Below are 18142 nucleotides of genomic sequence, written 5' to 3'. Positions count from 1 at the left end.
GACCGACAGATTTTTCGGAAACGTTACTGCACCGAGTTCGGCGACAAAAAACCGACCACCTTACCGGCCAGCGCCACAAGGTCAGGCAGTTCCAGCGCGGCGACTTCCTGCTCGGTCAGCATCGGTGCCGTCATGCGCGGCAGCACTTTAATCAGTGCATCGACTTCGGAGTTCGCGACCGCAGCCAGACTGACACCGCGCAGCGTCCCGGCATTAGGTTTCATCAGCGTGACCTGTTCGATAACCTGCTCACCACGTTTGACCGGATTGTCCAGGGTAATCACATTTTCTTTGTTCATGGTTTCCTCACTTCTGAATCGGGGTTAACCGGTCAGCCTGGCTGACCGGATGAAAATCACAGACCGATATTGCGGCGGTGTTGCTCCAGCCGGTCGACGCCGTTCACCTTCTCAATCATGTTGATGGTGTCAATTTCGACCAGCTCCTTACCGTCCATCGTCAGCCGGAAATAGGTGCAGACCACGGAGATTTTCGACTCGGTATCTTCTCCCTGTTTCCCCTCGCCGGTGTCGATTTCTTTCTGACGTCCACGCATGACCACTTCGACGGCCACCGTTTCGCCGGTATCGTCGCGCTGGTAAGAGCCAGCAAAACGAATCGGCACGGCATCCACGCCGGTTGCGGCGTAAAGCTCCCAGATAACCGAATCCGGGAAGCCCCCGAGCGACCACTCCATTGACAGCGCATCGTCATCAAGGCCGAGGTCTACCGGTGCGCTGCCGTTCATCCCCGCACCGCGATAGTTTTCGAGCTTACGGGTCAGTTTTGGTAGCGTGACGGACTTCGCGACGCCCTGATAGCTGTAGCCGTTCAGAAAGACGTTCATTAACTTGAGTTTGCGCGGCATTGCCATCGGTCAGGCTCCTTAATTGCTGTTAATCGAAGTGACCAGATTTGCCAGGTATTTATCGGTAATACGCTGGCGCAGGGTCAGGTTTTCGAGAGGAGGCACCGGTGTATAGTCGTAGTCGATATACAGTTTTCCGGCCTTGAGGGTTTCCGCATCGTTGGATTCTTCGCTGAACCAGCAGGTCGCATCCACGATATAGCCGTTTGTTTTCAGTTCACGGAATTTGGCATTGATGCCGTCAACGATGTCGCGAATCAGCGTTGCGGTGATGGGCTTGTCCACCGCCCACATGTGCGCCTCAGCCATCGTGTCGGCCAGCACCTGCGCGGTGCGGGTGTAGTTTTCAAAGAGGAACAGCGGGTCATCAGAGCAGGTACGGTTACCCCAGAAGCGGAAACCGTCGCGGCGAATCAGCGTAGTGACGCCTGACTCGTTAAGCAGGTCAGCATCGGTGCCGGACTCCTGCAAATCCCAGAATACAGATGCGCTGATGCCGGTAACACCGTTCACCCCGACATTGGACAGCGTTTTATGCCAGCCCTGCTCCTGGTCGATTCTGGCACGCAGACCCAGCGCACGGGCGGTGGCATACGCGGTGGCGGTGGTGCTGGTGACCGTATCCCATGCGAGGAAATCCGGCCAGATGACCATCAGCTCACGCTGGCTGAAATTCTGGCGGTAGGCTTTCACCTCGGAAATGGTTTTACAGCCCCATGCGCTGATATACCCGAAAGCGCGCAGCTTCTGACAGACTGATGCCAGTGCAACAGCCACCTCTTTGGTGTCCAGTCCCGGCACGCCGAGAATACGCGGTTTAACACCGGTTACCGACTCCGCCGCCAGCAGGGCTTTCAGTCCGGTGTACTGACCGTTTTCGTCGGTGGTGCCGATGATATTGGAAACGGTCTGCGCGAGTTTCGTTTCCTCGTCGTCGCCGGTACCGTCCTCCACACGCACGACAACGGTGACCGGTTTTGACTGGTCGGCGATGGCCTGCAACGACGCCGCCAGCGTGCCTTTTTTACCGGCCTTTGCAATTGCGCTCTGCACATTGGTAATCAGTACCGGTTTATTGAGGGGGAAGGTTTCGGCATCCGCATCGCTGGCCGTACAGACCATGCCGACAATGGCCGTGGATACGGTGGAAATGACGCGGGTGCCGTCGTTAATCTCCAGCACCTGCACGCCGTGATGATAGTCACTCATCCGTTTAACTCCGTGGTTAATGGGTGAGTGGTATTTTCAGTTGTGCCGGAGATGTCAGGCTATTTGTCCCGGTTGGCTAAGGGATGACACAATTTATTCTTTATCGCTGATGAGGGGAATTTTTTATAGAGCGTGGACAGGCCAATATCAAAAATCAGCGCCACGCGTTGACGTGACTTCCCCGCAGCCAGCAACCGCCCGGCTTGCTCCCACTCACTCGCGGTGAGTTTCGGACGTCTGCCACCAATACGACCTTTGGCTCTGGCCGCTTCCAGTCCGGCGCGTGTCCGCTCGACAATGAGTTCTCGTTCCATTTCAGCCAGGGCACCCATCACATGAAAGAAAAAACGCCCCATCGGCGTACTGGTATCAATAGCATCCGTCAGGCTGCGAAAATTAACGCCGCGTTCGCGCAGCTCCTCAACCAGAATGACCAGATGCCGCATACTACGCCCCAGCCGGTCCAGCTTCCAGACTACCAGAGTGTCACCCTCCGATAATGTTCTGAGCAGTTTTTTCAGCCCCGGTCGGTCAGACTTCGTGCCGCTGATTTTGTCCTCAAAAATCAGCTCACATCCTGCACACTCCAGCGCGTTACGCTGCAATTCCGTATTCTGGTCATTTGTTGATACGCGAACATAGCCAATAAGCATGAGCATCCCCCTGAATAAAAACCGGAGATGATGCCAGTTAGCCGTTAACTCTGCATTTTCAAAAACGTTGGTTTAGGAGAAACGATAAATCTGGCAAGAAATGCCGTTCCGGCGACACGCCGGATTAACAGTAAACCACTGACCGGTGATATCACCCTGTGGGCGTCAGATGTGGGGGCATTACCAATTGCCGGAGGACGACTGAATGGTGCGTTAGGCATTGGTGCTGATAATGCGCTGGGTGGTAATTCGATTGTGCTCGGTGATAACGATACAGGGTTTAAACAGGATGGCGACGGCGTTCTGGGTATTTACGCCAATAATGCCAGGATCGGTTATATCGACAATTCCGGGCTGCACATGTCAGTAAATGTTCTCACTAATGGTGGCATACGAGTAGGTGACGGAAAACAGTTTTCACTGACGAGTAATAATAACTCGACAATGACAGCCACGTTTAATTTATGGGGTGGTGCAGACAGACCCACAGTGATTGAACTGGACGACGATCAGGGATGGCAATTCTACAGCCAGAGAAATACAGATGGCAGTATTTCGTTCAGAGTAAATGGTCAGATGGAACCGAATAGCTATTCCAACTTTGACAGCCGTTACGTGCAGGATATCAGGCTGGGTAGCCTGCAATATGGGCAGGTATGGAACGGTCCGGGGTTCAGTGATACTTCTGGTTATGTAATAACCGGCATCACTAATGGCAATAGTGATGAACTGGTTGACGGAGCGCACAGACGTCCAATACAAAAACTAATTGGCAACCAGTGGTATAACGTGGTGAGTATTTAATTATGATGCATCTGAAAAATATCGTAGCCGGTAATCCAAAAACGCCTGACCAGTATCAACTCACTAAAAAATTTGGTGTGGTGTGGCTGTTTGATGAAGATGGTAAAAACTGGTATGAGGAACAGAAGAAATTTTCTGCCGACTCGTTAAAAATTGCCTACGATAAAAATAATGTTATTGTGGATATTAACAAAGATGTTTCGGCAATAAATCCTGATGGGTGCAGCGTTGTTGAGTTACCTGATATCACAGCTAATCGCCGGGCGGATGTATCAGGACGCTGGATGTTTAATGGTGAGCAGGTGAGTAAACGTGTTTATTCGCCGGAGGAGCTACGCCAGCAGGCAGAGGCGAAAAAACAGAAGTTACTCGAAGAAGCCGAAGTCGTTATTAAGCCACTGTCGCGCGCAGTAAAGATGGGTATCGCAACCGATGAGGAGCGGAAGCGGCTGGAAGCATGGGAACTCTACAGCGTTCTGGTCAGTCGGGTTGATTCATCTGACCCTGACTGGCCGGAGAAGCCAGCCAGTCAGTAAGACATTATTTAGGTAATTCAGGCCACTTTATTTTTTCAAAGGTGGCCTCATCATTAACTTGTGAAAAATCAATATCTTTCAACTTATTAATGTATCCCATCCAATTTATTAGAGTGACTTTGTTTTCATCACTAATAATCCCCAGCGTTAATTCTGTACGCCAGTCCTTAATGACATTATTTGCATCGTTAAGTAATTTCTGTCGGGTGGTTTCCGCCTTAGCCTGATAATCCACCGGAACGGGTAAAACCTGACCATCCCTGTACAACCATGAGCCATCACCACGACAATCATCAGGGCAGTCAGCAGCGTCTATTTCCGCAACAGACATATTAACCGGCCACAACATTGATACGGCGTATGTGTTTCCACGTTGCGGGACTGGCTGATTAACAACACTCCAGATAACCCCTTCAGGATCGTACATAATTTTTGCAGTATCATCAGAAAATAATGACTGACACTCATACCAGTCCTGCCCGTCTTCTGACTCCAGAAAATATGCACCTATGTTTATTTCGGACTGCGTTTTCCCTCTGTTTACGGGCGCGTCAATAAGTCTGAAATTTTTAATATCCTGATATTTTTTCATTATGTCGTTCCCCCTTGTACGGTATACCACTGATTCCCGACTCGTTTTTGCAAAGGCGCATAATTAATACCATCAATATTTTCGCCTTGATTATCTTTCCAGACGGAAGTAACTACATATCCGGGAGTGTTAGGCCATGACCCCGCATTGTTCCAGGTAGTCACAGATGTGCCAGCCCCTAACTGAACATCTGCGACAAAATTATTATTAATCCACAGACTCAGCCAGCTATTCCCCCAGACAGAACCAAAGATGTCGCCGTTATTAGTCATGCGCGATGAGCCATTTCCTGCCTGTACTTCGCCTGTGGCTACAGCGTTTCCGTTTACTTTCAGGGAAACCATGCTCTCCACGAGGCTACTGATAAAGCGGAGTACATGTGCGGAGTTCGCGTAAATATCAAGCACACCATCTCCGTTTTGCTTAATTCCTGTGTCGTTATCACCGAGCACAATCGAATTACCACCCAGCGCATTATCAGCACCAATGCCTAACGCACCATTCAGTCGTCCTCCGGCAATTGGTAATGCCCCCACATCTGACGCCCACAGGGTGATATCACCGGTCAGTGGTTTACTGTTAATCCGGCGTGTCGCCGGAACGGCATTTCTTGCCAGATTTATCGTTTCTCCTAAACCAAGGTATGCGAGAAGACCGGCAACATCCTTTCCACTCAAATGAGTCAGCGTCTCATCCAGTGGCTGCTTACCTGACAGCACATTGTTAATGGTGGTGCTGAATTTCGGGTCATTGTTAATGGCTGCAGCAATTTCTTTTAGTGTGTCCAGCGTGGCAGGCGCACCGTTAATCAGAGCGGTAACAGCGGCCTGAACAAACTCAGTGGTCGCAATCCGCGTGGTGTTATTTCCTGCGGCAGGCGTCGGCGCTTTTGGTTCTCCGGTAAATGTCGGATTATGTTTCTGCGCATACTGGGTATGAGGGTCCTGTGCGGCAATGTGGTTTCTCATCTGGTCATCCACATACAGCTTTAATTCCAGGACTTCATCATCCACGTATTTACGGGTCGCCAGTACCACCGACGGGTCGATTTTCAGCGTGATAGCTTCGGTATTCGTGACAACCAGAATCATGCGGATAGTCTGGGTACGACCACTGCCTTCCTGCAACTGCGGTTTGTACGTTTCCGGGCAGTTCGCCACCGCAATGAGTACGCCTTCATCATCATAAAGCCCAATCTCACGGATCCAGAATCCGCCCTCGTTCTCAGGGATGATTTGCTCCGCAATAATCTGGCTCTGGTTGTTCGGGTCAACACTCAGAAGATTCAGCGGCGCGATGCGTTTCTGGTTAATAAGTTTTGTCTGTGCCGGGTCTGGTGTCGGCAAGACACCATTTGCATCACCAACGGCCATTTGCGTCAGATTCAGCTTACTGCCGAGCATCGTCGCGTTAGCCAGCCGTGCCGCGCCCTGATTAGTCAGAATGGCGTAGTATTTCACTGTCATGCGTTTACTCTCAGGTTATCAATTAAATGAATGGCCGAGGCCGGGAAATAATCCCCTCAGACAATAATGGCCTCCGGGGTGTAGGGATAAACCATCAGGGCGTCGCCGTGATAGCATCCCGCACCGGCAAAAATGTTGCCGGTTGTACTTAAACTGATAGCCAGTCCCGTCAGATGGCGGCTTGCAGGTTTTGCATCAGCAACGAGACGCTCCAGCTCCTGATACATTTCCTCGGTAATACCCTGCTCAAGCACGCCAACAACGATGCGGAACGTCCCCGGCTCCTCGTTGAGCTGCCACCACTCCCTCACCTCAATCAGATAGCCGAGCGGCTCCACCACACGGCGAATCGCACCAATAGTGCCCTTATGGCAGTGAATGAAATACGCATCGCGGATAACAGCGCGTTTTGTCGCTTCCGGCCACTTATCATCCCAGCGGTCAACCGAAAATGACCACGCCAGCCACGGCAGCAGATTTGCCGGACAGGTATCCGGGTTCCATAGCTCACGAATACTGACCGGCGTTTTTTCAATTTCCGCACAGGCTTTTGCGGCGGCGACTTCAAGCGGTGATGAGCCGGTCGGCAGCAGTCGCGAATCACTCATCCGAGCCTCCGGTCACGACGCGGTATTCAGTACAGAAAGACGCCTGCGTACTGTTGAGCACGATGTCAGCCAGAGGTGCAGTCAGTTCGACACGCTGCACGCCTTCCACATGCAAAGCGGCATAAATGGCAGACAGACGGATGTCGCGCCCAAGCCGGTGCTGTGCCGTGATGTACGCTTCCAGTTTTTTCACGGCAGCAGCGCGGATGGGTTCGCTTTCGGGACCTGGGTAAAGGTAAAGCGTGGCGTTTATCTGATATTCAACAATGGCGGCAGACTGCACGGTCACGCGGTCGGCCACCGGCCTGACGTCCTCGCCATTAAGGGCGTTACGCACCACGGCCAGCAGGTCTTCGGATGCGACGCCGTTATTTTCACGTGACAGCACGGAGATAGTGACGCAGGCCGGAGACGGACTGGTGACAGAGATATCCGCGACACGCCCGTCAGCACTGCGACCATGATACTGATAGGCTCCCACCGACCCGGCGACGCTTAAGCCCTCAAACGCCTGCTGAATACGCAGACGATAATCGGTGTCAGACTCCATCACTGCCGGTGTCGGCGGGATAGTCGAATCATCTGCCGGGGTGATAATCAGGCGCGTGGTGTTGTAATTGGCACCAATCACATCAAGGTCATTACCGGCGGCACAAGCCAGCATCACCGCCCGTGCGGCCTCATTCACACGCTGACGCCAGATAAGCTCACGATAAGCATTTTCCTCCAGCAGTTTGACGAGAGGCTCGGATTCCAGCGTCAGGGTACGGGCGACCGCCTCCTGCTGGTCTTCCGGGTAAAGGGAAATCAGTGTCGCCTTGCGTTCGGCAAGAATGGTTTCAAAGTCCAGCTCCTCGACCACATCCGGTGCGGGTAGCTGGTTCAGGTCGATAATCGGCATGGTTTCAACTCACAGGGATGGTTAACGAAAGTGGCTGGCCGGTGTCGTTGTGCTGACCGGTTAACGTGACCGTCATTCGCCCGTCAAAACTGCGCGCCGTGGTGACGGATGACAGGGTGACGCGGGGTTCCCATTTCAGCACGGCCATGTAACAGGCGACCTTAATCTGCAACTCAAGCGCCGGGGTCTGCGGCTGGTCAATCATTGACGCCAGCAACGAGCCGTAATCACGACGCATCACCCGTGAGCCGACCGGTGTGCGCAGGATATCGCCGATACTCTGGCTGATATGCTCAAGGTCAGTGACAGTCAGGCCATCACTGCGATTCATTCCGAGATAACGCGCTGTCATAGAGGACTCCCGGTTGTGCCGCCGCTGTCGCCGGGGTGTTTATGGGTATGCAGTACCTTACCGTTTGATGAGAGTTCACCGCCGGTGTGTTCAATGTTGCCGCGCATCGTCCCGCCCTTCTGCACTTCCAGCGTGCCGGTAATCAGCCTGTTGGTGCAGACCACCTCCGGGGTGTCCAGGGTGACGCGGGTTGATGCTTTCACCATGACCACCGGCACCGTGGCAGTAACAGAATCAGAAGCCGTCACGCTGGCCGTTTTAATTCCGCTTACCGTGAGTGCACTGGTTTCAGGTTCATACTCAATCACCGCCCCGTCAGGGAAACGGATATGCAGGGCATCAGCCGACGCAGACGGCGCGGGGTTATCGCCGGAATAAATCCCCGGCAGAACAAACGCCGTGTCGAGTTCACCGCCCACGGCCAGAATCAGCACCTGTTCCCCCACGGAAGGTGCCCACCATGTGCGCGAACGCCCGGCACGATGGGTCAGCCACTGAAGCCAGTCGGTGCACATGCCGCCGGTCTGCACACGGCAGCGACCGGCGTTAAGGTCGGTTTCGACGACAAGGCCGGTACGAATCATGTTGCGCAGTGCGCGCGCGAGTTCCTGAATATTTGCGAGAGTGTTCATAACGGGAAGGATGCCGCCGGGTCATACCGGCGGCAATGTGACGATGAGGTGTCGGGAATGGCACAACTAACGGTCGAGGTGCGCCAGAATAATCTCTTCAATCATCTGCACATCCTCACCGGTAAAGCCGAGCAGGGGACGCGCCGGATAATCAATTTTCTTACCGTCTTTCCGGTTTTCTTCCGACAGACCGAACTGATGCACACTGGCGATTTTCGGTGACTTTCCGCCGTAAAACTCCATTGATGCCTGTTCCGGGCTGGCGCGGATATGCAAAAAACGACTGGTGATAAGTTTCGCAAACATTTTTCGCTTAACGCGACCGGTCTTTTTTCTGGCGCTCTGCTGCTGGCGTGGTGCGTAGGGTGTGCCGTCCGGGGCTTTCTGTGCCATCACCCGACGCTGCTGACTCTGACGCAGACGTTTCGCCAGTTCGGCACTCAGTCGCCGACGCCCTGACGGTGACAGCGATTCAATAAGTCCGGTCAGCCGGTCTTCAAAACGCTTAAACTCATTCATCCCACTTGCTCACCAGTTCGCCATTGATATACAGCTCCACCGGGCGGGTGACCGGCTCCGGCGGCGGAGGTTCCGGGATATTCTTCACATGCAGCGCACCGTCAACCTCACTGACCAGCGTGCGCTCGGTCAGCATCAGGCTGATGCTGATATCAAAGCTGCTGTCATTGTTGATGTCTGCATAAAACGTGAAGCCCTTTTTCTGGCCTTCGTCGGTGGTCATGATGTCGGGCTGATTTTCCCGCAGCCATGCCAGCACCGGCACGATGAGCAGGTCAAAATCACCGGTAAAGTCGGTCACAATGACATTGAGCGTGTAACGCTTTTCGAATGACAACGACGTCGCCAGTGTGGAGGCAATACTCCCGTTATCCACGAATATCCGCAGCATATCGGGGTTAGTTTTCAACACCGTGACGGCATCAGTCAGCGCCCTGCGCAGGCTGTCGGGTTTGAGCATCGTTTTCGTCCTGACAGTGTTTAATCATTTTTACCTGGCTGGCACAGCGTGCCAGCGCGTTCTCAAGCTGCCGGATATCGGCACTTAAATCGCCGTTCGTCTCCGGGTCACTGCCCGGCATCGGGCAAAGACTCACTTTCGGGCAGGCGTTGTGGACAATCACTGGCGTCGGTGCAGGCGGGGCGCTGGTGCAACCGGCGCACAGCATCAGGCAGGTCAGCACCGTACCAGCGGCGAAAATCTTCGTTCTCATTAAGTAACCTCGTGATGGTTTTCTCGCGCTGTGCTTCACGTTTCGCGGCGTTCTCCAGTTCCTGACGCAGTGCAACCTGCGCCAGCTCGTTTTTATCTGCCCTGGTGAGCGCAACATGAAGCTGATTTTTCAGCATGGTGATGGTCGTCTGCTGACCGCTGGCGACGTTGTTCGCCCTGTCCAGCGAGGCGCGCAGGCTGGCGTTTTCATGCTTCGCCAGAAACAGACCTGTCACCGCCAGCGATAACAACACGACCAGCACAATCATCAGCTTTGACATGGTTCCCGCCCCTCAAGACGCTGACGACAGGCCGTACGTATCAGCCGGAAAAACAGCGACGCCACAAGATAAATCAGCGCGGTAAAAATCCACCCGGCAGCAACCAGCGAGATAAATGTCGCCACCATCACCACCAGAGCTACTGCCCGTCTGCGCCACGGCACCGGCTTCAAAAACAGCGACGTGACAATCTTCACGGCCAGCGATTCCGGCGGCAGCTCCCGTCCGTAGCGTTCCAGTACATACTCAGTGGCATACACACCGACACCACCGGCAACCACACAGATAACCGTCGCCAGAATCGCCCAGGTGGCGACAAAACTGACGGCCACGCTCTGCGGGTAAATCAGGGACAGTGCCAGCATCAGCGCCAACGACACGTTCAGCATCAGTGAAAGGGATAATTTCTTCATGGTGTTTACTCCGTTTAAGCCGGTACGCCGCCGGCGGTACGCCAGACGGTGACCAGTTTTTCCAGTGAATGCTCACGCTGACCGTAACCGGCTCCCGGCAGGGACGCCCAGATATTGCGACAGCGTGAAATAGCGCGCTCAATGCGTCCCGCCCGGATGTCATCCAGTGCACCGCGTTCGCGGATCAACTGAATGGCGAGTCTGTCCTGTGACAACGGACTGAAATCCGGCAGGGCAAGCTGTTTGCGGTAATGCGGCCAGAACAGGTAAAGTTGCTGATAGCGACCGGAGGCCGTGGATTTTTCACCGCGACGGTTAAACACCTTCGCCGGTCGGCCATGCGCGAACGGGTGGTCACTGTAGTCGGTGAAAATTTCCGGCTTCCCGTCCAGTCCGGTGACTATCACGTCATAGCCCCGGTTTTTCGTCAGCGGATGATTCGCCGTCCCTTCGGACACTGCCAGCATGTCGAGAAAGGCCGCGATATTCTGATGCGTGTTAATTACCGGCATTACTGTTTCCCCCTGCCCTTAAAACGGCGCTGAATGGCAATCTCAATCACCTGATAACCGGCGATACCCAGCATGGAGCCGATACCGCACACCGCAGGCAGTGACAGGTCAGGAAACTGCACCAGAACAACACCGGCAACCATCGAGACAAAACCACCGAGCAACATGCGCCCGATAAACAGACGCGGGGTGATGGGTTCACCACCGGCAAGCACCTTGCCGACAACAATCAGCACCCCAATCATGAAAAGCGACAGGACGCTTTTTTCTTCTGCTGTCATGCGTTACTCCCACAGATTGACAGTTTCAGCCACGGGCGCGGTCTGAACGTCGGGCAGTTCGACGGCGGTGCCATGTGGCAGCACCGCCCCCAGTTCAGCCAGTCCCGGATTTGCGGCGAGCACAGCCTCGACCACGCCCTCAGTGCGCCCGTAATACCGGACACAAATGGCGTCGAGCGTGTCGCCCTGTAGCGCAAAGGTCTTCATCAGATTTGACTCACGATGCAGCGCGGCTTGTCCTGGATACGCGCCACCGCCCAGCGCATATCCCGCCACAGTTCATCAATAGTGCTGTCAATGCTGTCGGCCTTCTTGTCGCCTTTCGCACTGGCATCCACGCCGCGATAACGCTCATAAAGCGACGCGGTCGCCATCGCACACACGGCGCGCTCGTAGTAAAAAACCTTGATGCTTTCACCGTCGATATCGTCCGCCGGGACGTCAGCCAGACGCGTAAAACCGGCGGCAATTTTCTGTTCGCGGTACTCGTACAGCTCCGCATTCGTCTCCGCCATGCCTGACTTGATGGCCTCACGCAGACGGGCGGGGGCGACGGTCTGCTCAAGGCGCATACGTTCCCGGACGCGCTTCGGGTCGATATCGGGAAAAAAGAACGTGTTTTTAATCACCGGCTCGTCGCCTGCCGGTTGCGGGATGACCACCGTACCCTCACCGGACACGGGAGCCTCCTTTCGCGGAATAATCAGCGTCATCATGACTACCTCAGAAAAGTCGGGCGGTGGACGCCGGTACAGTGTCAGGTGATTCACCCACACTGACCGGCGTGCCGCCCTGGCGCGGGGCGCATTCGGTTGTTAACTGGCTTTCTTTTTCGGGCGTCCACGTTTTGCCGGTGTCACGCTCCGGGTCTTATGCGGGGTACGGGTGGCCGCTTTTGGCTGCGGCTCCGGCTTCGGTTTCAGCTCCCGCTCCAGTCGTTCAATCTCTTTTTTGACGCCTGCCTGACAGTCGAGCTGTGTCGCACGTTGCAGGTGCGCCAGCGCACCTGCGGCATCACCACCGTCACGCAGAAACAGACCGGTGATTTTGTGCAGCTTTGCGCGCACTTCATCAGGCATGTCAGCCGTGGCGGTCAGTTCGAGGGTGTCCGTCAGCAGGCAGGTATCCACAGACTCACCGGCAGCGTGGGCGCGCATGGCCGCAAGTGCCACCTCCTCGGTGAACATGTACGGCGGGGTGCGGCGGTGTTTACCCGGCATGGTCAGACCGTACTTCAGGGCATAACGGGCAATCTCCAGCGCACCGGCAATATCGCCGGTATCCAGACGCCACAGCATGACTGTCATCAGAATGTCATCCTGTGCGCCTTTGCCCTGCTCCAGCACGCCGTTCACCCACGGCAACCAGAACGGCAGCAGTTCGCGTTTTTTCGCGGCCTTCAGCTCTTTTGAGTAAATCGCCTTCAGTGTGCGCTGGTCTGCGGCGAGCTTAACCAGCATCTGCTCATAGACAGTTGCATGTCGCAGCGGGGCGGCTTCCCGCTGCGCGGTCATCGCTGCCGAGACCCGCATCATGTGGCGCTGTGCGGGACTCGTCATCGGTTACGCTCCCGGCTCTGCGGTCGCTTTAGCCGGTGTGGAGAAATCACCGACTTTAATTTTTTCCACCAGACAACCGGCGGCGTAGTCCTCCACCACGTAATCAATGTTCATTGACTCGTAGTTCTCCACGCGGTCGAGTTTCGGGTTTTCCTCAATCACGCGGCGATGGCTGTCATCCATGTAGTAGATGGACAGGTTTTCCAGCTTCGTGATGAGCATCGCATCCGCCGGGAAGTACGGGACGCGTACCGCTGGCAGGTTGCCGATGCGTTTCTGGCTGATGATGACGTCAGCGGCCAGCATTTCGCTGTTGTCCTGCTCCTTGTTCACGATGGGAAAATACTTGTCCGCCAGTAGCTGACGTCCCACAATCACCACAAGGTCAGGGTCTTCCTGATACCACGGCTCAATCAGGTTGTTGGTCGCATCCATCACCAGTGCATCAAGGCTGGCATAATCACCGCCCTTACCCACGCGGATAACCTCAGAGGTGGTGCGGCCTTCCTCGTCAGTGACCTTGCTCATCACGCGCGCCGGGGCTTCATTGCGGTATTTCTGCAGCCAGCCGACCGCCACATCCTGCAGCATCGGATTGCTGCTGCGGTCAGAGGTTTCGGCACGCTTCACGCCGTTAAAACCGGCCATGATGAAATCAAGGGACTGGCGTTTGATAATGGCGTTACGGATACGGAGCTGGAAATCCTGATAACGCGCCCACAGGTCCAGCGTTTTGTAGCGGATATAAAAATCGAAGTTAATCTGGTCGCATTCGTACTTGTTTGACGCCAGCTTCGAGAAGTCCTTCGGCTGACGCTCGGTGCCACCGGCGGTGTCGGTGGTGCTGGCGATGGAGCCGGTGACACCAATACCAATTTTTTCCCCTTTCATTTCGCTGACCGGCACAATGTTGATGCGGGTCAGAAAGTCAGAGGACTCCTGCATGGTGTTCATCAGGGTCTGGGTGACCGACGGTTCAACGGTGAATTTTTTCGACACATCACCGGCGTCGATGCCGTTCAGTTCGGCAACACGGGACAGGTAGGCATTAAATTTAAAGCGGGTTTCCTGGCGCATAGTTTTTCCTGAAATTAAGGGTTAATCGTGAAGGTTTTCCCGGACTGACTGACGCCGGTCAGCAGTTCGTCATCAGGGCGTCACCGCCACCGCCGGTGGCTTTGCTGCGGCGCTGCTGGGTCAGACTTTCGGTGTGGTCGAGACTGTTTTTCAGGCGGGTGAATGCCTGACTGGTTTCATCCGCCCTGTCAGTCACATCCTGCTTAAGTGCGGAAAAGGCGGTTTCCATCTCAGCAAGGCGCTGCTCAGTGGCGCTCAGTTTTTCCTGCACATGCTCAGCGACAGCGGTCACCGCTTCATGCACGTCATTCAGACGGGCGTCATCGCTGGCCTGTTTGCGGCCAAAAATGGATTTCACCTTTTCGGTCAGGGCTGTGAACACGGTTTCAGGCAGGTCTTCAAATTCCAGCTCAACAGGCGTTGCCACTGAAATCAGGTTTTCAGGGCTTAATTTGAAGCGGTTCAGAGGGTTGTGTTTTGCCGTGCGGCAGAATTCCAGGTATTCCGTGCCGAGGCTTGCCGGGTCATCGGTGACGGCCAGACCCACCAGATAACATTTGCCTGTATTGGCAAAGTTCGGCTGAATTTCCATTGAGGTATAGACCTTCTGCGCGGCCTTGTTCATCGCGATAAGGTCATCGGTCGGGGTGATTTTCGCAAACAGCGCCCATTTGCCTTTCAGCGCCGAATCATCGTCAATCTTTTCGGCCTTCAGTTCGACCACATCGCCATAACGCTTAAAAATACCGTCAGGCAGGATGCCGCGCAGATGTTCCAGGTTAATGCGGCAACCATAGACTCGCGGGTCAAAGGTTTCGGCCATTTCCTGAATATCCTGCGCACTGATGACACGCCCGTCACAGGTGTCACCCTCAACGCCGATACGAAAGAATTTTGATGCTTTTTTTGCCATTGTCAGGAGTCCTGAATAGTGATTAGAGGAGTCACATGTCGGCATCAGTTTCCCGACGATGCGCATCCTCCGCCATCAGTCCCGGATGGCTTATCACTGACACAACAGCACCTTAGCGAATCGCGGGGCGCGACTCAGTAGCCTTGCCGTGTATTCATCACGGCGAGGTATTCATGACCATCACCACAGACACCACTCTTTTACACGACCCGCGTCGTCAGGCGGCGCTGCTGTACTGGCAGGGGTTTTCCGTGCCGCAGATTGCCGCCATGTTGCAGATGAAACGCCCGACGGTGCAGAGCTGGAAACAGCGCGACGGCTGGGACAGCGTTGCTCCCATCAGCCGTGTCGAAATGAGTCTGGAAGCGCGGCTGACCCAGCTCATCATAAAACCGCAGAAAACCGGCGGTGACTTCAAGGAAATTGACCTGCTCGGACGCCAGATTGAACGACTGGCACGGGTAAACCGCTACAACCAGACCGGCAACGAGGCAGACCTTAATCCGAACATCGCTAACCGCAACAAAGGCGGGCGGCGCAAACCGAAAAAGAATTTTTTCAGCGACGAAGCCATCGAAAAGCTGGAGCAGATTTTCTTTGAGCAGTCTTTCGAATATCAGTTGCACTGGTATCGCGCCGGGCTTGAGCACCGCATCCGCGATATCCTGAAATCCCGCCAGATTGGCGCGACGTTTTATTTTTCCCGCGAGGCGCTGCTGCGCGCCCTGAAAACCGGTCATAACCAGATTTTTCTGTCGGCCAGTAAAACGCAGGCGTATGTGTTCCGCGAATACATCATCGCCTTTGCCCGTCTGGTTGACGTTGACCTGACCGGTGACCCGATTGTCCTGGGCAATAACGGTGCAAAACTGATTTTTCTCGGCACCAACTCCAACACCGCACAAAGTCATAACGGCGACCTGTACGTCGACGAGATTTTCTGGATCCCGAATTTTCAGGTACTGCGTAAGGTGGCATCAGGTATGGCCTCACAGAGTCACCTGCGCTCGACCTATTTCTCCACCCCGTCCACGCTGGCGCACGACGCCTACCCGTTCTGGTCGGGTGAACTGTTTAACCGGGGACGCGCCAGCGCCGCCGAACGCGTGGAAATCGACGTCAGTCATAACGCCCTTGCCGGTGGGCTTCTCTGTGCGGACGGCCAGTGGCGGCAGATTGTCACCATTGAGGACGCCCTGAAAGGCGGCTGCACGCTGTTCGACATTGAACAGCTTAAACGCGAAAACAGCGCCGACGATTTTAAAAACCTGTTCATGTGTGAATTTGTTGACGACAAGGCGTCGGTGTTCCCGTTCGAGGAGCTGCAACGCTGCATGGTCGACACGCTGGAAGAATGGGAAGACTATGCACCCTTTGCCGCCAATCCGTTCGGCTCACGCCCGGTATGGATTGGTTACGACCCGTCACACCGTGGCGACAGCGCCGGATGCGTGGTACTGGCACCGCCGGTGGTGGCCGGTGGCAAATTCAGGATCCTTGAGCGTCACCAGTGGAAAGGCATGGACTTTGCCACTCAGGCGGAATCCATCCGCAAACTCACCGAAAAATACAACGTCGAATACATCGGTATTGATGCCACCGGCCTCGGTGTCGGCGTGTTCCAGCTCGTGCGCTCGTTCTATCCCGCCGCGCGCGACATCCGCTACACGCCGGAAATGAAAACCGCAATGGTGCTCAAGGCAAAAGACGTCATCCGCCGTGGCTGTCTGGAATATGACGTCAGCGCCACCGACATCACCAGCTCGTTTATGGCTATCCGCAAGACCATGACCAGCAGCGGACGCAGCGCCACCTATGAGGCCAGCCGCAGCGAGGAAGCCAGCCACGCCGACCTCGCCTGGGCGACCATGCACGCCCTGTTAAATGAGCCACTCACCGCCGGTATCAGCACCCCGCTGACATCCACCATTCTGGAGTTTTACTGATGAGCAAGAAAAAAGGGAAAACACCGCAACCTGCGGCAAAAACAATCACCGCCAGCGCCCCGAAAATGGAGGCATTCACCTTTGGCGAGCCGGTGCCGGTACTCGACCGCCGTGACATTCTGGATTACGTCGAATGTATCAGTAACGGCAGATGGTATGAGCCGCCGGTCAGCTTTACCGGTCTGGCAAAAAGCCTGCGTGCTGCCGTGCATCACAGCTCACCGATTTACGTCAAACGTAATATTCTGGCCTCGACATTTATCCCGCACCCGTGGCTTTCCCAGCAGGATTTCAGCCGCTTTGTGCTGGATTTTCTGGTGTTCGGTAATGCGTTTCTGGAAAAGCGTTACAGCACCACCGGTAAGGTCATCAGACTGGAAACCTCACCGGCAAAATATACCCGCCGTGGTGTGGAGGAGGATGTTTACTGGTGGGTGCCGTCCTTCAACGAGCCGACAGCCTTCGCGCCCGGCTCCGTGTTTCACCTGCTGGAGCCGGATATTAATCAGGAGCTGTACGGCCTGCCGGAATATCTCAGCGCCCTTAATTCTGCCTGGCTGAATGAGTCGGCCACGCTGTTCCGCCGCAAGTATTACGAAAACGGCGCTCATGCCGGATATATCATGTACGTCACCGATGCCGTGCAGGATCGCAACGATATCGAAATGCTTCGCGAAAACATGGTCAAGTCGAAAGGCCGCAACAACTTTAAAAATCTGTTTCTCTATGCCCCGCAGGGGAAAGCCGACGGAATTAAAATTATCCCGCTCAGTGAAGTGGCAACGAAGGACGATTTTTTTAATATCAAAAAAGCCAGCGCCGCTGACCTGCTGGACGCGCACCGCATCCCCTTTCAGTTGATGGGCGGCAAGCCGGAGAACGTCGGGTCGCTGGGTGATATTGAGAAAGTGGCAAAGGTCTTTGTCCGCAATGAGCTTATCCCGTTACAGGACAGGATTCGGGAAATAAACGGCTGGCTCGGTCAGGAGGTCATCCGCTTTAAAAACTACTCACTGGACACTGACAACGGCTGAACATCGCCGCCTGCGGGCGGCTTTTTTACACCCCGCCATCACGCCCTCACACGCTCACCACCGCACAAAACATCCCGCAGACACACCAACGCCCCCAACGGGCAGACTAAACGCCGTCACGACGCGCTCAGACGCTGAAAAAATAAAATCAGCACCACCGCCAGCGCGCAGTGCTTTCCCCGCCTCGCCCGCCCGCTTCATGGGTCGGTTTGAATGCAGTTGAATTACAACTACCAAACCAAGCAATCCCTACTATTACGCAGAAAATGCATAC

Annotated in this window: 25 protein-coding genes and 1 pseudogene; 4 read left to right on the top strand and 22 right to left on the bottom strand. The window is 54.8% G+C overall.

Going from position 1 to position 18142, the window contains the following annotated elements; genetic code table 11:
* Positions 1-23: 23 nt before the first annotated feature.
* Genes ABVM99_RS19365 through ABVM99_RS19350 form a run of 4 tightly spaced genes read right to left on the bottom strand, consistent with a single transcriptional unit; the run spans position 24 to position 2730 of the window.
* Positions 24-299, bottom strand: a complete 276-nt coding sequence (locus ABVM99_RS19365; RefSeq protein WP_001031303.1) for a phage tail assembly protein — start codon at positions 297-299, stop codon at positions 24-26.
* A gap of 56 nt (positions 300-355) precedes the next feature.
* The gene (locus ABVM99_RS19360) at positions 356-874 is read right to left on the bottom strand and encodes a phage major tail tube protein (RefSeq protein ID WP_001251408.1); all 519 of its coding nucleotides are present in this window, start codon (positions 872-874) and stop codon (positions 356-358) included.
* A 12-nt stretch (positions 875-886) separates the two neighbouring features.
* Entirely contained in the window at positions 887-2077 is a 1191-nt protein-coding gene (locus ABVM99_RS19355) for a phage tail sheath protein (RefSeq protein ID WP_001286720.1), read from the bottom strand.
* A 59-nt stretch (positions 2078-2136) separates the two neighbouring features.
* Positions 2137-2730, bottom strand: a complete 594-nt coding sequence (locus ABVM99_RS19350; protein ID WP_010835363.1) for a recombinase family protein — start codon at positions 2728-2730, stop codon at positions 2137-2139.
* 162 nt (positions 2731-2892) lie between these two features.
* On the opposite strand from ABVM99_RS19350, the pseudogene ABVM99_RS19345 reads away from it, so the two are divergent.
* Together ABVM99_RS19345 and ABVM99_RS19340 are read left to right on the top strand one after the other, a co-directional pair.
* Positions 2893-3534: pseudogene (locus ABVM99_RS19345) on the top strand (hypothetical protein); the annotation flags it as partial.
* Between the two features lie 2 nt (positions 3535-3536).
* A complete protein-coding gene (locus ABVM99_RS19340) occupies positions 3537-4070 on the top strand; it encodes a tail fiber assembly protein (RefSeq protein WP_022631136.1) in 534 nt (177 codons plus the stop codon).
* Between the two features lie 4 nt (positions 4071-4074).
* On the opposite strand, the gene ABVM99_RS19335 is transcribed toward ABVM99_RS19340, so the two are convergent.
* The 18 genes from ABVM99_RS19335 to ABVM99_RS19250 form a co-directional block, all read right to left on the bottom strand.
* Positions 4075-4692, bottom strand: coding sequence for a tail fiber assembly protein (locus ABVM99_RS19335; protein WP_010835343.1), 618 nt, complete (start codon positions 4690-4692; stop codon positions 4075-4077).
* Positions 4662-6128, bottom strand: a complete 1467-nt coding sequence (locus ABVM99_RS19330; protein WP_023210806.1) for a phage tail protein — start codon at positions 6126-6128, stop codon at positions 4662-4664. Before ABVM99_RS19330 ends, ABVM99_RS19335 begins: the two co-directional genes overlap by 31 nt.
* A gap of 56 nt (positions 6129-6184) precedes the next feature.
* A complete protein-coding gene (locus ABVM99_RS19325) occupies positions 6185-6736 on the bottom strand; it encodes a phage tail protein I (RefSeq protein ID WP_023223103.1) in 552 nt (183 codons plus the stop codon).
* On the bottom strand, positions 6729-7637 hold the full coding sequence (locus ABVM99_RS19320) for a baseplate assembly protein (RefSeq protein WP_001121478.1): 909 nt from the start codon (positions 7635-7637) through the stop codon (positions 6729-6731). Before ABVM99_RS19320 ends, ABVM99_RS19325 begins: the two co-directional genes overlap by 8 nt.
* Before the next feature lie 4 nt (positions 7638-7641).
* A complete protein-coding gene (locus ABVM99_RS19315) occupies positions 7642-7989 on the bottom strand; it encodes a GPW/gp25 family protein (RefSeq protein ID WP_000127163.1) in 348 nt (115 codons plus the stop codon).
* Positions 7986-8621 carry a phage baseplate assembly protein V gene (locus ABVM99_RS19310; protein ID WP_001093737.1) on the bottom strand — a complete coding sequence of 212 codons (636 nt, stop codon included), beginning with the start codon at positions 8619-8621 and terminating at the stop codon, positions 7986-7988. The genes ABVM99_RS19315 and ABVM99_RS19310 overlap by 4 nt, the downstream gene beginning before the upstream one ends.
* A 66-nt stretch (positions 8622-8687) precedes the next feature.
* Positions 8688-9140: a phage virion morphogenesis protein gene (locus ABVM99_RS19305; protein ID WP_001001780.1), complete on the bottom strand. Its 453-nt coding sequence runs from the start codon at positions 9138-9140 to the stop codon at positions 8688-8690.
* The gene (locus tag ABVM99_RS19300) at positions 9133-9600 is read right to left on the bottom strand and encodes a phage tail protein (RefSeq protein WP_000917156.1); all 468 of its coding nucleotides are present in this window, start codon (positions 9598-9600) and stop codon (positions 9133-9135) included. Before ABVM99_RS19300 ends, ABVM99_RS19305 begins: the two co-directional genes overlap by 8 nt.
* Positions 9563-9808, bottom strand: coding sequence for an Rz1-like lysis system protein LysC (gene lysC, locus ABVM99_RS19295; RefSeq protein WP_016607902.1), 246 nt, complete (start codon positions 9806-9808; stop codon positions 9563-9565). The genes ABVM99_RS19300 and lysC overlap by 38 nt, the downstream gene beginning before the upstream one ends.
* Positions 9708-10133 carry an Rz-like lysis system protein LysB gene (lysB, locus tag ABVM99_RS19290; protein ID WP_000040673.1) on the bottom strand — a complete coding sequence of 142 codons (426 nt, stop codon included), beginning with the start codon at positions 10131-10133 and terminating at the stop codon, positions 9708-9710. Before lysB ends, lysC begins: the two co-directional genes overlap by 101 nt.
* Positions 10121-10546, bottom strand: coding sequence for a DNZ54_00345 family protein (locus tag ABVM99_RS19285; RefSeq protein WP_000736607.1), 426 nt, complete (start codon positions 10544-10546; stop codon positions 10121-10123). Before ABVM99_RS19285 ends, lysB begins: the two co-directional genes overlap by 13 nt.
* Positions 10547-10560: 14 nt before the next feature.
* Complete coding sequence (locus ABVM99_RS19280) at positions 10561-11058, bottom strand: glycoside hydrolase family 104 protein (protein WP_001144101.1); 498 nt, start codon at positions 11056-11058, stop codon at positions 10561-10563.
* The gene (locus tag ABVM99_RS19275) at positions 11058-11339 is read right to left on the bottom strand and encodes a phage holin family protein (protein WP_000123124.1); all 282 of its coding nucleotides are present in this window, start codon (positions 11337-11339) and stop codon (positions 11058-11060) included. Before ABVM99_RS19275 ends, ABVM99_RS19280 begins: the two co-directional genes overlap by 1 nt.
* A 3-nt stretch (positions 11340-11342) precedes the next feature.
* Complete coding sequence (locus ABVM99_RS19270; protein WP_000846399.1) at positions 11343-11546, bottom strand: tail protein X; 204 nt, start codon at positions 11544-11546, stop codon at positions 11343-11345.
* Positions 11546-12055 (bottom strand): head completion/stabilization protein, encoded by a 510-nt coding sequence (locus tag ABVM99_RS19265; protein ID WP_000988633.1) that lies wholly within the window; start codon positions 12053-12055, stop codon positions 11546-11548. The genes ABVM99_RS19270 and ABVM99_RS19265 overlap by 1 nt, the downstream gene beginning before the upstream one ends.
* Positions 12056-12154: 99 nt before the next feature.
* Positions 12155-12898: a terminase endonuclease subunit gene (locus ABVM99_RS19260; RefSeq protein ID WP_023223104.1), complete on the bottom strand. Its 744-nt coding sequence runs from the start codon at positions 12896-12898 to the stop codon at positions 12155-12157.
* 3 nt (positions 12899-12901) lie between these two features.
* Entirely contained in the window at positions 12902-13975 is a 1074-nt protein-coding gene (locus ABVM99_RS19255; protein ID WP_001248558.1) for a phage major capsid protein, P2 family, read from the bottom strand.
* A 58-nt stretch (positions 13976-14033) separates the two neighbouring features.
* Positions 14034-14888, bottom strand: coding sequence for a GPO family capsid scaffolding protein (locus tag ABVM99_RS19250; RefSeq protein ID WP_001074420.1), 855 nt, complete (start codon positions 14886-14888; stop codon positions 14034-14036).
* 173 nt (positions 14889-15061) lie between these two features.
* Between ABVM99_RS19250 and ABVM99_RS19245 the strand changes: the two genes are divergently transcribed.
* A complete protein-coding gene (locus ABVM99_RS19245; RefSeq protein WP_000156844.1) occupies positions 15062-16834 on the top strand; it encodes a terminase ATPase subunit family protein in 1773 nt (590 codons plus the stop codon).
* A complete protein-coding gene (locus ABVM99_RS19240; RefSeq protein WP_006678249.1) occupies positions 16834-17868 on the top strand; it encodes a phage portal protein in 1035 nt (344 codons plus the stop codon). The genes ABVM99_RS19245 and ABVM99_RS19240 overlap by 1 nt, the downstream gene beginning before the upstream one ends.
* The last annotated feature ends 274 nt before the right edge of the window (positions 17869-18142 follow it).

The organism is Salmonella sp. SJTUF15591 (genome assembly GCF_043356435.1).
In the GTDB taxonomy this organism is placed as follows: domain Bacteria; phylum Pseudomonadota; class Gammaproteobacteria; order Enterobacterales; family Enterobacteriaceae; genus Salmonella; species Salmonella enterica.
Note: the sequence above shows the minus strand (reverse complement) of the source record. Positions and strands in the feature narration are given on the sequence as shown.